This is a genomic window from Acinetobacter sp. YH12108 (assembly GCF_013419055.1).
Classification (GTDB): Bacteria; Pseudomonadota; Gammaproteobacteria; order Pseudomonadales; family Moraxellaceae; genus Acinetobacter.
This window is the reverse complement of record NZ_VPAW01000013.1, coordinates 86672-105448: the sequence shown is the minus strand read 5'-3', so window position 1 is coordinate 105448 and position 18777 is coordinate 86672. Positions and strand designations below refer to the sequence as shown.

At 43.6% G+C, this 18777-nt stretch carries 15 protein-coding genes, 1 pseudogene and 1 riboswitch; of the genes and pseudogenes, 2 read left to right on the top strand and 14 right to left on the bottom strand.

The genetic code is table 11. The features are described from left to right. The 7 genes and pseudogenes from FTU46_RS10195 to FTU46_RS10165 form a co-directional block, all read right to left on the bottom strand. A pseudogene (locus FTU46_RS10195) lies at nucleotides 1-131 on the bottom strand (IS5/IS1182 family transposase); the annotation flags it as partial. A gap of 138 nt (nucleotides 132-269) precedes the next feature. Next, entirely contained in the window at nucleotides 270-1289 is a 1020-nt protein-coding gene (locus FTU46_RS10190; protein ID WP_180104939.1) for an ABC transporter substrate-binding protein, read from the bottom strand. A 90-nt stretch (nucleotides 1290-1379) separates the two neighbouring features. Then, nucleotides 1380-2018 (bottom strand): cysteine hydrolase family protein, encoded by a 639-nt coding sequence (locus tag FTU46_RS10185; protein ID WP_257224642.1) that lies wholly within the window; start codon nucleotides 2016-2018, stop codon nucleotides 1380-1382. Between the two features lie 26 nt (nucleotides 2019-2044). Next, nucleotides 2045-2887: an MBL fold metallo-hydrolase gene (locus tag FTU46_RS10180; RefSeq protein WP_180104937.1), complete on the bottom strand. Its 843-nt coding sequence runs from the start codon at nucleotides 2885-2887 to the stop codon at nucleotides 2045-2047. 18 nt (nucleotides 2888-2905) lie between these two features. Beyond that, nucleotides 2906-6520, bottom strand: coding sequence for an urea carboxylase (uca, locus tag FTU46_RS10175; RefSeq protein ID WP_180104936.1), 3615 nt, complete (start codon nucleotides 6518-6520; stop codon nucleotides 2906-2908). 3 nt (nucleotides 6521-6523) lie between these two features. Next, nucleotides 6524-7177, bottom strand: coding sequence for an urea amidolyase associated protein UAAP2 (locus tag FTU46_RS10170; protein ID WP_180104935.1), 654 nt, complete (start codon nucleotides 7175-7177; stop codon nucleotides 6524-6526). 15 nt (nucleotides 7178-7192) lie between these two features. Continuing rightward, nucleotides 7193-7939 (bottom strand): urea amidolyase associated protein UAAP1, encoded by a 747-nt coding sequence (locus tag FTU46_RS10165; protein WP_180104934.1) that lies wholly within the window; start codon nucleotides 7937-7939, stop codon nucleotides 7193-7195. A 30-nt stretch (nucleotides 7940-7969) separates the two neighbouring features. Then, nucleotides 7970-8074, bottom strand: a riboswitch (guanidine-I (ykkC/yxkD leader). A gap of 190 nt (nucleotides 8075-8264) precedes the next feature. Between FTU46_RS10165 and FTU46_RS10160 the strand changes: the two genes are divergently transcribed. Beyond that, nucleotides 8265-8975 carry an HAD family phosphatase gene (locus tag FTU46_RS10160; RefSeq protein WP_180104933.1) on the top strand — a complete coding sequence of 237 codons (711 nt, stop codon included), beginning with the start codon at nucleotides 8265-8267 and terminating at the stop codon, nucleotides 8973-8975. 69 nt (nucleotides 8976-9044) lie between these two features. Here the strand turns inward: FTU46_RS10160 and FTU46_RS10155 are convergent, their stop codons facing one another. The 5 genes from FTU46_RS10155 to FTU46_RS10135 all read right to left on the bottom strand — a co-directional run bounded on the left by FTU46_RS10155 (nucleotide 9045) and on the right by FTU46_RS10135 (nucleotide 14252). Beyond that, nucleotides 9045-9395, bottom strand: coding sequence for a hypothetical protein (locus FTU46_RS10155; protein ID WP_159122938.1), 351 nt, complete (start codon nucleotides 9393-9395; stop codon nucleotides 9045-9047). Between the two features lie 250 nt (nucleotides 9396-9645). Beyond that, a complete protein-coding gene (locus tag FTU46_RS10150; RefSeq protein ID WP_180104932.1) occupies nucleotides 9646-10812 on the bottom strand; it encodes an acyl-CoA desaturase in 1167 nt (388 codons plus the stop codon). A gap of 40 nt (nucleotides 10813-10852) precedes the next feature. After that, nucleotides 10853-11875: a flavin reductase family protein gene (locus FTU46_RS10145; RefSeq protein WP_180104931.1), complete on the bottom strand. Its 1023-nt coding sequence runs from the start codon at nucleotides 11873-11875 to the stop codon at nucleotides 10853-10855. Nucleotides 11876-12193: 318 nt separating this feature from the next. Next, complete coding sequence (locus FTU46_RS10140) at nucleotides 12194-13831, bottom strand: long-chain-fatty-acid--CoA ligase (RefSeq protein ID WP_180069520.1); 1638 nt, start codon at nucleotides 13829-13831, stop codon at nucleotides 12194-12196. Nucleotides 13832-14090: 259 nt separating this feature from the next. Continuing rightward, nucleotides 14091-14252 (bottom strand): hypothetical protein, encoded by a 162-nt coding sequence (locus FTU46_RS10135; protein WP_166138668.1) that lies wholly within the window; start codon nucleotides 14250-14252, stop codon nucleotides 14091-14093. 188 nt (nucleotides 14253-14440) lie between these two features. Between FTU46_RS10135 and FTU46_RS10130 the strand changes: the two genes are divergently transcribed. Next, a complete protein-coding gene (locus FTU46_RS10130; RefSeq protein ID WP_180104930.1) occupies nucleotides 14441-15862 on the top strand; it encodes a PLP-dependent aminotransferase family protein in 1422 nt (473 codons plus the stop codon). A gap of 40 nt (nucleotides 15863-15902) precedes the next feature. Here the strand turns inward: FTU46_RS10130 and FTU46_RS10125 are convergent, their stop codons facing one another. Next, nucleotides 15903-17246 carry a DcaP family trimeric outer membrane transporter gene (locus FTU46_RS10125; protein WP_180104929.1) on the bottom strand — a complete coding sequence of 448 codons (1344 nt, stop codon included), beginning with the start codon at nucleotides 17244-17246 and terminating at the stop codon, nucleotides 15903-15905. Nucleotides 17247-17358: 112 nt separating this feature from the next. Further along, entirely contained in the window at nucleotides 17359-18729 is a 1371-nt protein-coding gene (locus FTU46_RS10120; RefSeq protein WP_180104928.1) for an MFS transporter, read from the bottom strand. Nucleotides 18730-18777: the final 48 nt, after the last annotated feature.

Below are 18777 nucleotides of genomic sequence, written 5' to 3'. Positions count from 1 at the left end.
CAACCTGTCCTAATTCTATAGAGAATAGCTTCAATAAAATTGCGTAAATTTGAGTTGTGGTGAATGGATAAATTACGCAGAATAACTTTCAACTTTTGCCAGTGTTGATCTGTCAGCATGGTACGAGGCATAGCGAATAGTAAAATTGGGTTTGGCGATTTGATTTTACTACTTCGCTATTTTTTTAAGCTAAAAGTGTCAACACACCCTAAATAATTTTAAATAAAAAGGCTGCTCAGCAGCCTTTTTATATGATGCTATTTAACCTATTAAGGCGTAAGTAACACTGGGCTAATCAAGCTGTCCACATCCAGTTTTTTGCTATATGCACCTTGCTCGATATTAAACTCATTCACGTGGTAGCTAGAGCCATAGATCGAGGTCAGTTTGTCGCTTTTCTTAAAGACGTCTTGGTTGGCTTTCACATTTAAGAAATCTGTACCGTCCACATATTCACGATACTGTTCAACAGGTACGCCAGCTTTATTGGCCATAATCTGAATGGCTTCATCATGTGTTTTTGGATCTTCAATATAAGCCACCACTCGGTCCCAAATCTGAATGATTTTTTTCCATTCTTTTTGGTTACGCAGCAAACTTTCAGAATTGACCGTTAATGCACCAAAAATAATGCCCGGTTTATTTTCAGCGGAATAAATAATTTTCGAGCCCGGTACATTTTTCAGTGCCTGATTTGCACTTGGCTGCCAAAGAGCTGCAACCTGTACATCAGGAGAAGTAAATACTTGAGGAATTTCATTGGTTGTCGTGTTGACCAATTCAACTTCGTTACTTTTAATATTTAAATCTTTCAGTGCACTATCCAAGAGCAAGTGATCTACCAAGCCCTTTTCTACCGCAATTTTTTTGCCTTTTAAGTCTTTTAGTTCAATCCCCTGTTTGGCAATGATTAAATCATTGGTCTTGCCCAAGTCTGTCGCCAAAACCAAAATGCCGTTGACCCCACTGGCTGCAACCATCAGATTGTCACCGTGTGCAATGGTCACTGCATCAATTTGCTTGGAACTAAATGCATTTAATGACGCAGAATAATCAAACCATTCAAAATCAACATCCAGTCCCTGCTCTTTAAACCAGCCTTTATCAATGGCAATTTGCCATGCCACCCAGCCTGGATAATCACTGTAGCCAATTTTAATTTTCTGGCTCATTTCAGTTGCAGATGCATTGGAGGTTTCGCTTGGGAGATTTGCTTTATTTCCGCTGTCACAGGCAACAAGTAAGGTACTTGCAAGTACAGAAAATAAAATAGATTTTGCTTTAAACATACTTACAGCCTCTTTAGTCAGTATTACATTATTTAAAATTCGTAATATTGATAAATGCAAAATCTATTCCACAATCCTTTTATATTTCAATTATTTTTCTGGGACCAATTTGAGGACTTGTTCGGTACACATCACCTGTCCAAAAATCCCATTTTCAACGGTGATCATCTGCAGTGCAGAATGGTGCAAATCTACATTGGCCGATGCACAGGCATCTTCAACCGTAATGCAATAAAAGCCCAAATCGGTGGCTTGTCTAAAGGTACTGGATACGCACACTTCGGTGGTCACACCGCTAATAATCAGATGTTTAATATCATGATTTTTTAAGATTAACTCGAGATCGGTATAGGCAAATGCTGAATAGCCGGGCTTATCGATCACCGGCTCACCCGCGATTGGTTTTAAATCGTCTATCAGGTCATGCCCATATTCACCTCTGAGCATTAACTTGCCCATTGGGCCTTCAGCACCAATTTCCGCTTTTAGCCCTGCAGTGCGCTTTTTTTTGAGTGAATATAAATCCGTTAAATCGGTACGATGACCTTCACGGGTATGCACCACCAACAGCTGATGTTGTCTTGCCCAGTCCAGTAATTTCTGAATATTGGCAATCGGTTGTCTAAGAATTTCAACATCCAAACCCATATGATCGGCATAACCATTTTTTTCGCAGAAATCACGCTGCATATCAATCACAATCAATGCCGTGCGTTTAAGATCAATCATAACCATCCAAATAAAATCAATAAAAATTATAAATATTCAAGGCGTTGACCATCCTTAAAGGTAATGTCGGTATAAATACAAATCCGTTCATCCACACAATGACGTTTCCCCTCACGCACCAAAATCGAAGGTTCGACTTTATGCACTTTTGCTTCACCTCGGGCAATGGCTTGCATGACCTTTAAGGTCAGTTCCAGTTCAGCCATGCTGATTTGAGGAAGTTGCGAAGTAACAAAAGGATGTGCACCAAAGAATTGCGTTTCGGCATTGGTCATCGACTGGATATAGGCCAATGATTTTTCATAATCTGCCACATTTCCCACATACAGCTCACTCGGATAAAGTACATCGCCAAGCAAACAGATATTTAAGCTGTCACTGTATAAAATGATCGAGTCTTTGGAGTGTCCTGGTGCATAGAGCAGCTGAAATGAAATGCCGCCAAGATCAATGACATCTCCCACATCCAGCATTTTTTCGACTTGAATAGGATCAGGTTTGAAGCCATCAATACTGCCCAAATGGAATTCATCCGGAATCTGATACAGACCGGCTTCATCCTTAAAACTGTGGAGGCAATCTAAATTGGGCAGATAAATCCGCTCAAAAAATTTGAGCCCACCAATATGATCAAAATGCAAATGTGAAGGTAAAACCGCAAAGGGTTTATCCGTTAACTGCTTGATGACCTGAGTCATATCATGCTCAGGACTGGCACCGGCATCAAACATTAAGGCCTGCTCACTGCCAATCATCAGGTAGGAAAAATTACCCTGATAATAAGAGGGCTCTTCGATGGCGTATAAATATTCTGTAATCTGATGAATGACAAAATATTGTTCCTGATTCTGCAAATGAAGAGTATCCATTGAAAAGCCCCCTCGAATTTATGCGTCTGCCGTAATTGGCGCCAAAGTAAACAACACCTGTCCTGTTTTTACCGTTTGCCCTTTTTCAATGGTAATGGCTTCAACTTTCATGCGTTCAGGGGCAATAATTGGAATCTCGATTTTCATCGCTTCAATCACAGCAAGCGTTGCACCTTCTTCCACAATATCGCCTGATTGACATTCAATTTTCCAGATGGAACCCGGCATATGTGATTCCACCGCACAGCCACCTTCAGGCACTTCAACGCCTTCACCATCATCCACAGCATCTAAACTTTCAGAGACATATTCGGCAAGTCCTGCTTCATGCCAACGACGGCGTTCTGCTTCAAAGTTCGCTTGTTGCGTTGTCTTAAACTCGCTAATGGTGTCGGCATTGTCGGTCAGGAACTGGTTGTACTCTTTCAGATTCAATACACCTTCTTCAATACGCAGTTTCAGGCGGCCTGCCTTAAAGTCCTCACGCATTTGCATCAGTTCTTCTTCAGACACTTCATAGAACTTGATCTGGTCAAAGAAGCGTAGTAACCATGGCTTGCCTTGCTCGAAGTCGGCATTTTTACGGTAACGCGACCACATTTGCGTAGTACGACCGACGAACTGATAACCACCAGGGCCTTCCATACCGTACACGCACATATAAGCACCGCCGATCCCCACAGCATTTTCAGGGGTCCAGGTACGCGCCGGGTTATATTTGGTTGTGACTAAACGTTGACGCGGATCAAGCGGTGTTGCCACAGGTGCACCGAGGTACACGTCGCCTAGGCCCATCACCAGATAGCTGGCGTTATACACCACATCTTTGACTGCCTGTTTATCTTTCAGGCCATTAATACGGCGGATAAACTCGATATTGTCCGGACACCACGGCGCATCTGGACGCACAGTTTGCATATAGCGTTCAGTTGCCAACTGGGTTTGCGAATCTTCCCAAGCAAGTGGCAGATATACCGTACGCGATGGCACTTCCATTTCAGTCACATCAGGCAATTCAGTTTCAGCCACTTGCAACAGGCGCAATAGGTCGAGCTGATCCAGCTTGATTGAATTGAAATGGATTTGCAGCGAACGGATGCCCGGTGTCAGGTCAATAATGCCCGGAATATTCTGTTTTTGTACCCATTGCATCAAGGCATGGATACGGAAACGCAGGTTCAGATCCAGCACCAGCTCGCCATATTCCACCAGCATGTAGTTATTACCCGCTGGGCGATACACCACATCTGGCGCACCATTTTCACCTTTTAAGGTATCCAGTACGGCATTTTTCAGCGTAGCCAGTTCAGGATAGAAGGATTCATTAAATGAAACTTCCTGAGTATCCAGCGCTTCTAGTTGTGCGTGATATTTCTCATTCAACAGTTTGGCTTGGTGATAGCTGACTGGAACAAATTTCACTTTGTCACCGGCTTTGAGCTGACCTAGTTTCCACAGCTCAGAATTGATCACCACCGCTGGACAAACAAACCCCCCCAAACTTGGGCCATCTGGACCGAGAATAATTGGCATATCGCCTGTAAAGTCGATCGCACCAATCGCATACGCGTTGTCATGAATATTGGATGGATGCAGACCGGCTTCACCACCATCTTCACGTGCCCATTCCGGCTTTGGACCAATCAGGCGGATACCGGTACGGCTAGAGTTAAAGTGAATCTCAAAATTATTGGCAAAGAAGGTATCAATGTCCTTTTTGGTGAAGAAATCTGGCGCACCATGCGGGCCATACATCACCGCAATTTCCCATTCATGGCTGAAAGTCGGAATTTGCGCTGGCGCTAGTGCTTTAACTTCATCAGATGTATACGCCGTAATTGGCAGCATATCGCCGATCAGCAGGTTACGGCCGGCATGACCGCCAAACTGACCGAGGGTAAAGGTCGCTTGTGAACCTAAATATTCAGGCACATTCAGACCGCTCTTAATGCCGATATAGGTACGGCAACCGGTGGCGATCTTGCCACATTTTAAAATCTGACCTTTACGCACATTCACGGTTTGCCACATTGGCACAGCCACACCATCCAGTGTTGATGGCATGTCACCACCGGCCAATACAATCTGGCTGTCACAATGGAATTTTAAAGTTGGCCCTTGCAGGGTACATTCTAGACCCGCTGTATTTGGGGCATTACCTAATAACTGGTTTGCCACATTTAATGACAATGGGTCAATCGCACCTGATGGCGGCACACCGACATCCCAGTAGCCCAAACGACCTGTCACATCTTGCACAGCAGTTTGAATGCCCGCTTGTAGCACTTCAACTTTTTGGGTTTTCCATTCAAAAGTATTCAGGAAACGCGTGGTTTGTGTACCAGCTTTAAACACCTCACCATCAATAATGTTTTGTAGATATTCCAGGTTGGTTTCGATACCCGCCACTTGAGTTTTCGACAGTGTATCCGTCATCGCCTGAATGGCTGCGTCACGATCATCTGCTGTGACAATGATTTTAGCAATCATTGGATCATAGAAAGATGATACATTCGATCCGGTTTCCACCCAGGTTTCGTTACGTGCATTATCATCAAACTCGACATAAGTCAGCAGACCGGCACTTGGCTGGAAGTTCTTGATCGGGTCTTCGGCATAGAGACGTACCTGAATCGAATGACCTTTGGATTCCAGTTGCCCGGTTGGTGCAGCCCAGTCACCGCTGGCCAATGTCACCATCCATTCTACCAGGTCCACACCAAAGACTTGCTCCGTCACACCGTGTTCGACTTGAAGACGGGTATTCACTTCAAGAAAGTAGAATTCCTGGGTGTCGGTATCCATCACGAATTCAACCGTACCGGCAGAACGGTAATTCACTGACTCCATCAGCTGAATCGCGACATTCTGGATATAGGCACGTTGCTCATCGCTAATGTGCGGTGCTGGCGTTTCCTCGATCACTTTCTGGTTACGGCGTTGTACCGAACAATCGCGTTCACCAAGAGCAATTACCTTGCCTTGGCCATCACCAAAAATCTGCACTTCAATGTGACGGGCATTTTGTACAAATTTTTCCAGGTACAGACCGGCATCTTTGAAGTTGGCTTGTGCTAAATATGAAACTGTTGCATAGGCATCTTTCAGCTCAGCTTCGTTCCAGACCAGACGCATGCCGATCCCGCCACCACCCGCAGTACTTTTCAACATGACTGGATAGCCGATACGTTCAGCTTCGGCCAGGGCTTCTGCTTCATCTGCCAGTAACTGGCTACCTGGCAGTAATGGTACGTTAGCCTGAATTGCCAGCTCACGCGCTGTATGCTTTAAACCAAAAGCACGCATTTGTGCCGAGTTTGGACCAATAAAGGCAATGCCTTGCGCTTCACACAGGTCGCAGAATTCAGCATTTTCCGACAGGAAGCCATAACCCGGATGAATCGCTTGTGCACCGGTTTGTTTTGCCACTTCCAGAATTTTTTCGACATTTAAATAACTTTGGCTGGCAGGTGCTTCACCAATATACACAGCTTCATCCGCAAGAGTGACATGTAACGAATCACGGTCTGCTTCAGAATATACGGCTACAGATTGAATCCCCAGTTTTTTCAGGGTACGGATCACGCGGCAGGCAATCGCGCCACGGTTGGCAATCAGAACTTTATCAAACATGACTTAAGCCTCCTCGCCTTCACGCACAACCAGCTGGATTTGTGTCGGGTTATAGGCATTACATGGGTTATTCAATTGCGGACAGTTCGAGATCAGTACGATCAGATCCATTTCTGCCTTGATTTCCACATACTTGCCCGGTGCCGAAATACCATCATCAAATTTCAGGTGACCATCAGCCGTTACTGGCACATTCATAAAGAAGTTGATGTTTGGACCGATGTGACGCACGTTTAAGCCATGTTTTTTCGCTACCGGATGTTTTGCCAGTGCATACATAAAGTTGTTGCGGCAGCTGTGCATTGGGTATTTGTCATGTGCATAACGGACCGTGTTACTTTCACATGAACATGCACCACCTAAAGTGTCATGACGACCACAGTTATCATCATTGATCACGGCAATGGCACGGCCAAAGTTACTATATAAAGAGGTACCTTTTTCCAGATAAATCTGCTGGTTTATCGCTAAGGTATCGGTTGCGCTATAACGCTCTTCTGTATTTTCAGCCGAGATAAATAAGGTATCAACAGCCTGATTCCCTTCCAGATCGATGATGCGGAAATACTGGCCTTTTTTGACTTCGCACATCCATGCTTCACCGGCAGGACAGATTTCGCTAAGAACTGTTTTTTCGAATTGTTGTAGAGCTGTCATGGTCATTCTCCTGCCTTAAACGTTAGAAAGTGCGTAGTAACGTGCGTTGTTCTGGAATGCACGCTGGTTCTGTGGACAGGAGTCGCGACAGATATCGGTTTCGCCTAAGCTATTGGCTTTAAACAAAGATAACTGAATGTCAGCCGGCTGATATGCCGCACTGTTATCCAGACCATGCGGTGCAGCAGACAGGAACACCAGACAATCCATTTCAAAACGCAGTTCAATGATTTGTTCAGTATTGTCTGAAGGCACATAAGACAATGCACCCGCATCATTCGGAGTGACTTTCGAGAACAGGTTGACGGTCGCACTCAGGTCAGTCTGGCCTAAAGAGAATTTGGATAATTCAACCAACAGGCCATCTAAACCACTTTGGTACATGTCATTGCGGGCATCCTGGAAGCTACGGATGCCAAACTGTTTTTCAATCTGTTCAGGACGGGATGGCCCGCAGAAGGTATCGTTCCAGCCAGCTTCATCTTTAACAATGGAAGCCATCACACGACCCAGATCGGAATACAGCACATTCCCTGCTGTCAGGTATGCGGTATGTTGGCCTTTCAGGCTGTCTGGCATGTTGTAACGTTCCAGTTTGTCTTCAGCATTGACACAGAACAGGGAAACATTGGCATTGGCACCGAGTGCCTTGAATTGCAGAACCGCGCCTTTTTGAATGCGCCCGGACCAATGATGCCCTCCCGGCAGGATTTCAGTCCAAAGTGTTTGATTGTTATGGTACTTATTGTCTATTGCGCCCATTTGCATGACCTCTCTAAGGTTTTTGTTCCAACCTCCCGGGCTTTTATCCCTCCGTGTAGCTCAAATCGAGCCGTGAACTCTCGGTCTCAGGCGCAGTTTTTTGAAAAAACTGCCGGAACCCTAGATCACTTTATGATGTGTAAATAAATGCAAATGACGTGCCAATTTAGTATTACGATTTTTATTATTAGTAATACTTAAAATGCTCAAAATAAGTTCATTTTACGAATTTATTGATAAATACAGTCTGGATGTGCACCCAAACTGGACTTTTTATCTCTATCCAAAAACGGGATAATGGCGGTGAAAGAGAATTGGGTGTGACATGTTTAAAGATAAAAAGCTGGTATGTTTTGACCTGGATGGGACCTTGATTGATTCAGTGGGAATCTGGAACCAAGTCGATGCTGCCCTGATTCAGGAATTGTCGGGGATCGAAGTCGGTCTGGATCAGATTCAGCAACAGCGTGACCTGCAACTGAAAGCCTTTAGACATATGCCCGATCCTTATCTGGAATATTGTGGCTATTTAAAAGAGCTCTATGGTTTTGAACCCAGCAAGGAAGAGGTTAAAAATCGCCGTTACGGTATTTCACGGCATTCTCTGGATCATGTGATTGAACTCAAACCGCAAGCTGAGCTGCTGATTCAAGCCCTAAAACAGCAAGGGATACAATTGGCACTCACGACTACCACTAGTTTATTCAATGTGCAGCGTTATCAGGACAATAACCAGAAGATTAATCAGAAAATCAGTTTTGATGATGATTTTGCGATTATTTTGACTCGTGAAAATGTTGAGAATATCAAACCGCATCCAGAAGTGTATTTAAATGCGCTCCAGCATTTTGAAATTGAGGCTAAAGATTGCCTGATTGTTGAAGACTCTTTAATTGGGGTGGAAGCTGCCAACAATGCGGGAATTGATGTCGTTGCAATTTACGACCAGTATTCTGCGCATGAAATGGACCTGATCAAAGCCAAGGCAGATTATTTTGTAGAAGATTTTGCTGGTCTCATAAAATTGGTGAACTAAAAAAATGCCATGAATCCTTTCTGATCATGGCATTTTTCGTGTTATCTCTGAATTGATTAGATTAGAGCATTATTTGGCTTTTTTATAGACGGAGCCTGAGCCGACCAAATTGCCAGTTTTTTCGTCAATCGCGAAATCAACGACACCTGTACCTGAATTAATCTGAAGCAGACCATTATCAGCGACTGAAGCGGGCATCGGATTTTTCTTGTCGGTTTTGCCGCTTTCTTTATCTTTAATGGTATTGGTAATGAAATAGTTTTCACCATTTTTGGAAATTACCAGGATATTTTCCAATTTTGGATTTTCCAGTGTATTTTTCCAGTTCCCCTGATAATCTGGTGCTGGAGTTTCCGGGGTATTACACGCGGTTAACAGCAATAAAAGTGAGATGCCTGAAAAATATTTAAGATATTTCAAAACTGAGACCTTGAATGATAGAACGCGGCCATTATAAAAAGAACCTCCTTGAGGTAAACGCTTAGCTTGTAGGCGAAGCGTTTCAGCGGTAGTAAATCTGTCCCGCCTTCGTCATTTTTTGAAAAACATCTTCACATTTCATTCATAAATTCGTGTGAACTGACCACTTTTTAACAGATAAAAAAATCCTCAATAGACCATCCAAATCTATTGAGGAGTACCAAACTGGATAATAGAGAAACCCTAAAAATTAATTTACAAGCTTAGATTTAAAGTAACGAAACACCGATTTAACTGCGTGAGTTTTTTCTGCAATTTGCTGATTCCATTCATTTGGCAGTGAGCATTTCGCCAGTCTGACCCATACAGTCGAGAACTGTTTCATAAAGCTGGCTTCGTTATAGTGAATCCCGTACTCAGCACATAAGGCTTTGATTTTTGGTGCTACTTCGGCATAACGGTTTGCTGGCATATCTGGGAACAGATGATGCTCAATCTGATGGCTTAAATTACCACTCAGAATATGCAACCAGTTCGCGCCACTGAAGTTGCTCGAACCACGGATCTGACGCAGATACCATTCCGCACGGGTTTCATTGTCGGTATTGTCCATTTCAAAGGTTTCTGCATCTTCAGTGAAATGTCCATTAAAGATCACCGCAGACGCCCATAGGCTACGAATCACATTGGCAACCGCATTCCCGGTAAATACTGGAATGGCATTTGGACCGGCAATCAGTGGGAAAAATACATAATCTTTCAGGACCTGACGGCGCATTTTTTTGCGTAAAGGCGCTGCTTCTTCCCAGACCTGTTTCCAGGTTTTGGTTTTATAGGCAATCACATCTTCCAGATGCAAACGCTGTACACCCACATACCATTCAAAGAACACCATCAACTGAATGGTTAAAGGAATATTCCAGATAAAACGTAGTTCCCACGGCTGAGATTCACTGACACGGATCAGACCATAACCGACATCGTGATCCATACCGACAATATTAGTATACGTGTGGTGAATATAGTTATGGTTGTATTTCCAGTCATCCCCAGTGGAAATAGTATCCCAATCATAAGTCGAACCATTCAGACCCGGATCATTCATCCAGTCGAACTGGCCGTGCATCACATTATGGCCAAGTTCCATATTTTCCACGATTTTCGAGATACCCAACAAGCCTGTGCCCGCTAACCATACTGGTGGCAACCAGCCTGCGACCATCAGCATGCCACGGGAAGCAATCTCGCTATAACGTACAAAATTACGGATTTTATAAATATATTCTGCGTCTTTTTCGCCCAAATCTTCCATTACTTCACGGCGGATAGCATCAACCTTGGCACCGAACTCTTCAACCTGTTCCGGGCTTAGAAATTGAGATTTACTGTGTTTTTTAAAATCAATTTGCATATTCATGGGAGCACCTTCTTATTCGTTTAGTAATGGTTGAAATAGCTTATAAATTAATCACCACAGGACTGACGGCCTGTGAAATACAAAGTTTGATTGGAGTATTGCTGCCGTGGTCGATCTCACCCGTCAGCATGTTTTTCACCGAACCGCTGACTTTAGTACATGAGCAAGTATTACAAATGCCCATACGGCAACCATGCGCTGGACGAAGACCCGCCTGCTCTGCACTTTCCAGCAGATTAGATTCTGCCTGGAATTCCTGCTGCGATCTTAAAAACTGTACAGGCTGTGCTTTCACTTTTTCATCCATCGCAATCTGGAAATATTCAGAATGGAAACTGGATTTCACCGCCAGTTTATCGGCAATTTTGAGTGCAGTTTTCATCATTCCCGCTGAACCACAGGCATAGATTTCACGCTGTTCAAAGTCTGGTACCAGCTTGTTTAGCAATTGCTGGCTCAGATGTTGCTTATGCTCGACTGTATTAAAATGATGATATTTCAGATGAGGATGCATCAACGCCAAGGTTTTGATCTCGGCATGAAATGCATCATCACGGGTGAAATAGATTAGATCAATCGGATGCTGAAACTGCACGACTGCTTTTTGCAATAAGGAATAAATTGCAGTAATGCCACTGCCTGATGCCAGAAACAGAATCGGTTTAGGAGAGTTTAATAAGGTAAATTCGCCCTGTGGCTGAGACAGCTCGACCACTGCACCTAGTTGCAATAAAGTTAGGGCACGTGACACCTTACCTTGCTGCTTGACTGCAATAATCACATCGCCATTTTTTAAAATGGTCACGATAGAATAATGACGTTGATGACGAACTCCATCCAGACGCAGAGTCACCGCGATATTTTGACCGGCCTGAAATGACCCGCGGTTAAAGTTATAATTTGGACGTAACTGGATTTTGAAAAAGTCCAGGCTGACCGCCTGAATATTCACGACCGATGCTTTGACTTTTTTGAGTGCCCAGGTTGGATGGATTTTTTCACCAACAAAATCAATGAAGTCTTCACGAATCCAATGCGGCTTGTAGGTTGTCATACTTGTCATTTTTATCCCCTCTATTCCGCAGACAGCATTAATGTACAACTGTCTATTTATTATGTAGTCCAGAATAAAGAATTTTGAAGCTCACACCATGTCAATGTAGGTCAAATTATGTGCTTAGAAACCATAGTTGGACTTTTTGTAAGACAATCCTAGCCAGAAAGTGCTGTTAAAACTGTATGAACTGAATAAATTGCTTTTTTGGTCTGTATATTTTTAGCAAAAACATATAAAAAAACTGACCTCTATATAAGAGATCAGTTTCTGTTTTAAATATTCGGTGAGTTAAAAAGGCAAAAATTTACCTTTTAAAAAAATAGCTTAACCTACGGCCTGTTCCAGCAAGATAGAACCATAAAGTTCACGCAGGTCTTTTTTCAGCATCTTGCCGGTTCCACTTAACGGAATAGAATCTACAAAGATCACGCGATCCGGGATCTGCCATTTAGCGACTTTGTCCGCATAGTAATCCAGAATTTCAGCTTCACTCACATGACTCTCTGGCTTTTTAATCGCAATCAGAACGGGACGCTCATCCCATTTAGGATGCTGTGCCGCAATCACGGCAGCCATGGCAATTTCAGGATGTCCCATCGCCATATTTTCAAGATCGACTGAAGAGATCCATTCACCGCCTGACTTGATCAGATCTTTGGAACGGTCACACAGCTTCATAAAGCCATCTTCATTTAAGGTAGCAATATCTCCGGTATCAAACCAGCCATCTGCTGTGAGCGCAGATTCTTCCTTGCCAAAATAGTGATCAATGATCCAGTGCCCTTTAATCTGCAGATTACCTATGGTTTCACCATCCCGGGCAATTTCCTGAGTTCCTTTTTCTTCATCGGTTAAACGTAAATCAACGCCAAACGGTGGACGACCTTGAGACAGACGAATCTGCATTTTTTCTTCATCCGCTAGATCAAGATGTTTGGTTTTTAGCTGATTGGCACTACCAAGTGGACTGGTTTCAGTCATCCCCCAGGCATGAATGGTTTCGCAGTTAAACTGCTCTTTAAAGGTTTTCAGCATAGCCGGTGGACAGGCAGAACCACCGACCACATTCCGTTTCAGGCTTTCCAGTTTTGAACCACTTTGCTGGGCAGCCGCAATCAGCCCTTGCCAGATCGTCGGAACACCTAAAGCCACAGAGACTTTATACGTATCAATCAGATTAACCAGACTGGCTCCATCCAGGCCTGGCCCCGGCAACACCAAGGTACAACCGACCATGGCAGCGGCATATGGGGTTCCCCAGGCATTGACATGAAACATTGGTACCACCGGCAGCATGATGTCACGCGCTGCCACATTCAGGGAATCCGGCATGATAATCGCATAACTATGCAGCACTGTTGAGCGATGGCTATATAAAACCCCTTTCGGATTTCCAGTCGTACCGGAGGTATAACACAGTGAACTTGCTGTATTTTCATCCAGTTCAGGCCAGTCAAATTCTGCAGATTGCTGGGCAAGCAAATCGTCATAAAACTGAACTTCCGGAATGGCTTCACGAATCGACGAATCTTCAGCATCCAGACAGATATACTGTTCTACAGTTTTTAATAACGGTTTGACGGCTTTAATTAAAGGTGCAAAGGTTTTATCAAACAGCAGTATTCGATCGGCAGCATCATTGATAATAAATACCAGCTGTTCCGGAAATAACCGCGGGTTAATGGTATGGCAAATCAGTCCACTTCCCGAAATGGCATACCAAGATTCTAGATGTCGATGATTATTCCAGGCAATGGTTGCAACCCGGTCGCCGAGTGTCAGACCGAATTGCTGTAATACATTGGCAAAACGTTTCGAGTTTTCCCGGATTTCTCCCCAATTGGTCTTTTTAATGCTGGTATCGGTATTTTTAGAAATGATCTCGGTATCGGCATGATAACGACCGGCATGTTCAATCATGCTGCTGATCAGTAAGGGCTGGAACATCATATTTCCGAGCATGCTTCACTCCTTTATCCTTGTTGTTTGTCCATCTGCTATATCGTTGTTATTTCTGTATGATGCGCTGGCGAAAAGCCTGTATTCATTTTTATCATCAAACAGTCTGAATCTAGCAAGGAAATCTGACTTTGTGAGTGTCAAATTGTGACAAAGTCATAGAGTGGATGCAGAAAAAGTAGAAAATAAAACTGGTAATGTGTGGCATAAAAAAGCCCCAATTTAGATTGGGGCGATGATAGTGTTCAGGGAGAAGAGAATTTTAAAAGCCGCTCATCATAATTTTGTCTGCATTTACTACAAAGATAACGCCGAGGCAGAATAAACCAGTATAAAGTGCAAACCAGAGAATCATCTTCTTGAATGCTGCATCAGAAATACTGCTATCCGCATATTTTGGTGCTTTGTTGTCTTCTGAATTCATATGATCACCCATAATTGGTCTGGCGTTATGAGTTTTATTATCAGCAGACCTAAATCAGCTGTATAGATACAATATTCATTTAAAAAAATATAACAGTTAGTCACTTATTTTTTTGATTTGTTATATTTTAATAACTTATTCATAATATAATTCCGATTATATTAGTACAGTTTAGATTTTATTTTCTTATGTTCAAGTCTGAAAAGCTGGCCCAAAATATTCGCCAAATGATTGAAAATGGCGCATGGAAGGCGCATGACAAATTACCTTCATTGCGGGAACAGACTGAATTGTCCGGCTATAGCCTGATGACGGTGCTTAATGCCTATCAGGTGCTTGAATCGCAAGGATTGGTCTATGCCAAAGATAAATCTGGCTACTATATTGCGGAGCGACCTCAAACCTATAACAGCAAAGAACCTGCCGTACAGATTGGCTTAAACTCCAAAGTTAAAATTAACTCTGTGGTATTTAATTATTTAAAGTCACTGCAAACTCCAAATATTGCACCTTTTGGTTCAGCTTTTCCAAATGCTGAACTATTATATAACAGCCGGTTTATGCAGATTTTGGCGCAGCATAGCAAAAGAAAAAGCAGTTATAGCCATCAAAATCATATGCCACCGGGTAATCAGGAATTACGCCAACTAATTGCCAACCGCTATCAGTTACAAGGCATAAACTGCACTTCGGATGACATTGTCATTACTTCTGGTGCCTTGGAAGCCCTCAATCTGTCTTTACAGGCTTTGACTCAACCGGGTGATTTTATCCTGCTCCAGCAAACCATTTTTTATGGTGCCTGGCAGGCGGCTGAACGTTTAGGCCTGCAAGTCATCACAATCCCTGAACATCCACAGTTTGGTTTTGACCTGGAATCATTTGAACAAGCACTTAAACAGTACCCGATCAAAGTTTGCTGGCTGATGCTGAATGTGCATAATCCGATTGGCTTTACGGTAAATTCAGAGATCAAGCAAAGAATTGCGGAACTGTTGAATGAATATCAGGTATATCTGATTGAAGATGATGTCTATCAGGAACTCAATTACGGCGCTCATAAACCGGTTTCCGTGAAATATTTTGATCAGCATCAACGGGTATTGCACTGCTCTTCATTTTCTAAAACCTTGGGCATGGGTGCGCGGGTCGGCTGGGTTTTCGCTGGCCCATTTTCTGATGCAATCCAGCATTTACAGCTCATGAGTACTTTGACTGTTAGTCCGCTATTACAAAATGCACTGGTCGATTTTCTGTCCCATCATCATTATGAAAAGCATTTGCGCCATTTAAGACAGCAGCTGGAAAAGTATAAGCAAAAATTTTATCAGGAACTTAAAGCGCGTTTAGATGCAGTCTGTGAAATTTATTATTATTCTAGTGGCTATTTTCTCTGGATCAAATTGGCGGAACAGCTGGATGGTCAGGTTTTATATGAACAGCTGATTCAGCACAATATTGCCATTGCCCCTGCTTTGCTGTTTAAACCGGAACATACCAGCCAGAATTATATTCGCCTGAACTGTTCATTTGACTGGACCTCTGAGATAGAAAATGCTGTCAATGTGCTGGCAGAGGTGATCCTGAATCATGCAAAAAGCGTGGATTAATTCATCCACGCTTTAAGTTTCTTATGTAAATCGCTAGAGCTTAGAAACTGTAAATTGCAACGGCATTCACTCGGTTATCTTCACCTTTTGTACTGCCATTTGGTGCAGCACCCAATGCTTCACGTTCACCATAAACATATTCCAGGCCAAAACTCAGCGGTTTTGTAGGGTTATAGAACACATTAGCCCAAGCCTGCCAAAGGTCTTTGTTCACTGCTGTTAGATTCAGACCAGGAGCAGCAAGATAGCCATTATCTTGGTCGAAATTCATATAACCATAGCCTACAGTACCACGTAATTTCTCAGTAAACTGCTGGGTCAGACCAACCGTAATCGAGTCAAATTCACTCTGTAGAAGATCACCATTAGGAGCTCGAACTACGCCAGGATTAGCGTAAGAGACAAAGCTGCTATCACCTTTGACATGATAATAATCTGCCTTAAGACTGGTGCCTGAAACAAACTCATATTTCGCACCTAAACCCACACCCCATGCAGTTTTTTCATCTTCATTCACACGTTTTTCATTCCCCATCGCACGCGCGCTGACAGAAAGATTATCTGCAAATTTGTGATTTAAGCGTGCAGTTAAGGCAGGTAAACGCTGTTTGATTCCAGTAATGGTCGCATCTTTCGGGTCTTCTACTGCAAGCACCAGATTGGTTGCCGGACTCAAAGTACTGGTATGACGAATCTGAGGCGTCCGTTTAATTGAACCGCCAGCATAAACCAGCGCATCTACTGTTTCAGGTATATAGTCCGGAGTTGCAAAGTTTGACCAAGTTTGACCAATTAACCAGTCAGCATAGCTGATATAGGCATGGCGAATACGCAGGTTGTCAAAACCAGCTCCACCCAGGAAATCGACCTCAACCTTACCGCTTAAGGCATTATCCCCAGCACCCACGGGCGCTTTAAAATCCATCCCTAAACGGGTGGCTGAAAGCGTGGACTTAAACTCATCACTGCGTTCACCTGTGCCTTCAAGAGGTACCGCATTAATCTGGTTATACATACGTGTCGCTGCACCGCCCTCAGCCTGATAAGAGGCATCAGCACGGATATTACCGTATAAATTAAACTCGGCCCCACTGGCAATTTTCATCACAGGTTTGCTCGTAGGAGCTACTGCTGTATTTGCAGGTGCCGGCGTTGCCGCTACAGGTGCAGTCACAGCAGCTGTCTGAGTCTGCTGCTGTTCAATCAAGGCACGTAAAGCTTGAACCTCTTGACGCAACTGCTCAATTTCCTGCTGATTGGACTGAGCTGGAGTTTGTGCCTGGGTAGACAAGCTAAGGCCCCCTAAACTTATTGCCATCATGCTCATCAGAACCGTGCGTTTTAATGTGATTGTTTGATTATTAAATAATTGTTCCGTGTTCATCCTAAACTCACTTTTTTATTATGCGTCTCGATTCTAGCAACAGATCACCACCGCTTACGATGGCGATCTCTATCATTAGAAGTGTTTTCTTTATTAATTGATATTTAATCCATTAACTTGCTTTTTCAGCGAGAGAATCAGTGCGAATCTCAGGTGCAGCAAGGGCTTGACCTTCTACAGACATTTTTAAGTTCACCAGGAAAATTGCCAGCGCAGCAATCAAACCGGGAATCGCAATTGCAAAGAAGTTCATTTGATGCGGTAAATTCATGGTGAGTAAAGCACCTGTCAATACCGGTCCAACGATCGCACCGATACGTCCAATCCCGGAAGCCCAGCCCATGCCAGTAGAACGCACCGTCGATGGATAATATTGCGCCACGAAGGTATAAAGCAGAATTTGTGAACCAATGGTCGCTGCACCGGCCACAGCAATTAAGCTATAAAGCACGAATTGTGGACTGTTATAACCGAGCAGGATTAAAGAAGCTGCCCCGCAAAGAAACATGATGGTCAGTACTTTTTTGATATGGAAACGGTCTGCCAGATAACCCCCACCAATAGCCCCGATCATGCCGCCAATATTCAGGGCAAATAGGAAGATCATGCTGGCACCCAGTGAATATCCAGCCTGGATCATCAGTTTTGGTAACCAGCTGCCTAGTGCATAAACCATTAATAGACACATGAAAAATGCCAACCAGAACATAAAGGTACTAAATGTACGGCCTTGCTGGAATAGTGCTTTTAAAGGTGCTTCATCGCCTTTTTGCACTTCATTCAGAACAAACTGGGTGTCAGATCCAATTATCTGAGTTGGCGAGATTTTTCGGATAATGCTTTGCGCTTCAGCCGTTTGCTGCTTATTGGTCAGATACATCAGGGATTCTGGTAAATATTTCCAGAGTATCGGCAGGAACAGTAAAGGAGTACCCGCAAGCAAGAACATGATTTTCCAGCCGAACTGTGGTACCAGCCATGCGCCAAGCAAAGCAGATGTCATGCCGCCGATGGCATAGCCACTAAACATCAAAGCGACCAGTGTACTGCGAATCCTTTTTGGTGCGTATTCCGTCATCAGGGCAACGACGTTTGGCATCACGCCACCAATTCCGAGTCCGGCAAGAAAACGTAAAATTCCGAATTCGACAGGTGATGTTGCAAAGGCACCGATAAACGTAAAACCACTAAAGATCGCGACACAGATCATGATGGTTTTTTTACGTCCCAGTTTATCGGACAAAGTGCCGAAACTCATCGCTCCAAACATCATACCGAACAAGGCGGTGCTGGCTAACATGCCTGCCTGTACTGCACTGAGTGCCCATTCCTGCATCAGTAGCGGTAAAGCCACGCCGTAAATTACCAGGTCATAACCGTCAAAAATAATGATCAGCAAACACCAGATCAGGACGCCCCAATGAAATGGCGTGAACTTTGCTTCATCAATCAGCGTATTTATATTCACTTTATTTGTAGACATCTCCACCTCCTAATTGTGAAGTTCAATTTATGAGATTCACAATGCAGA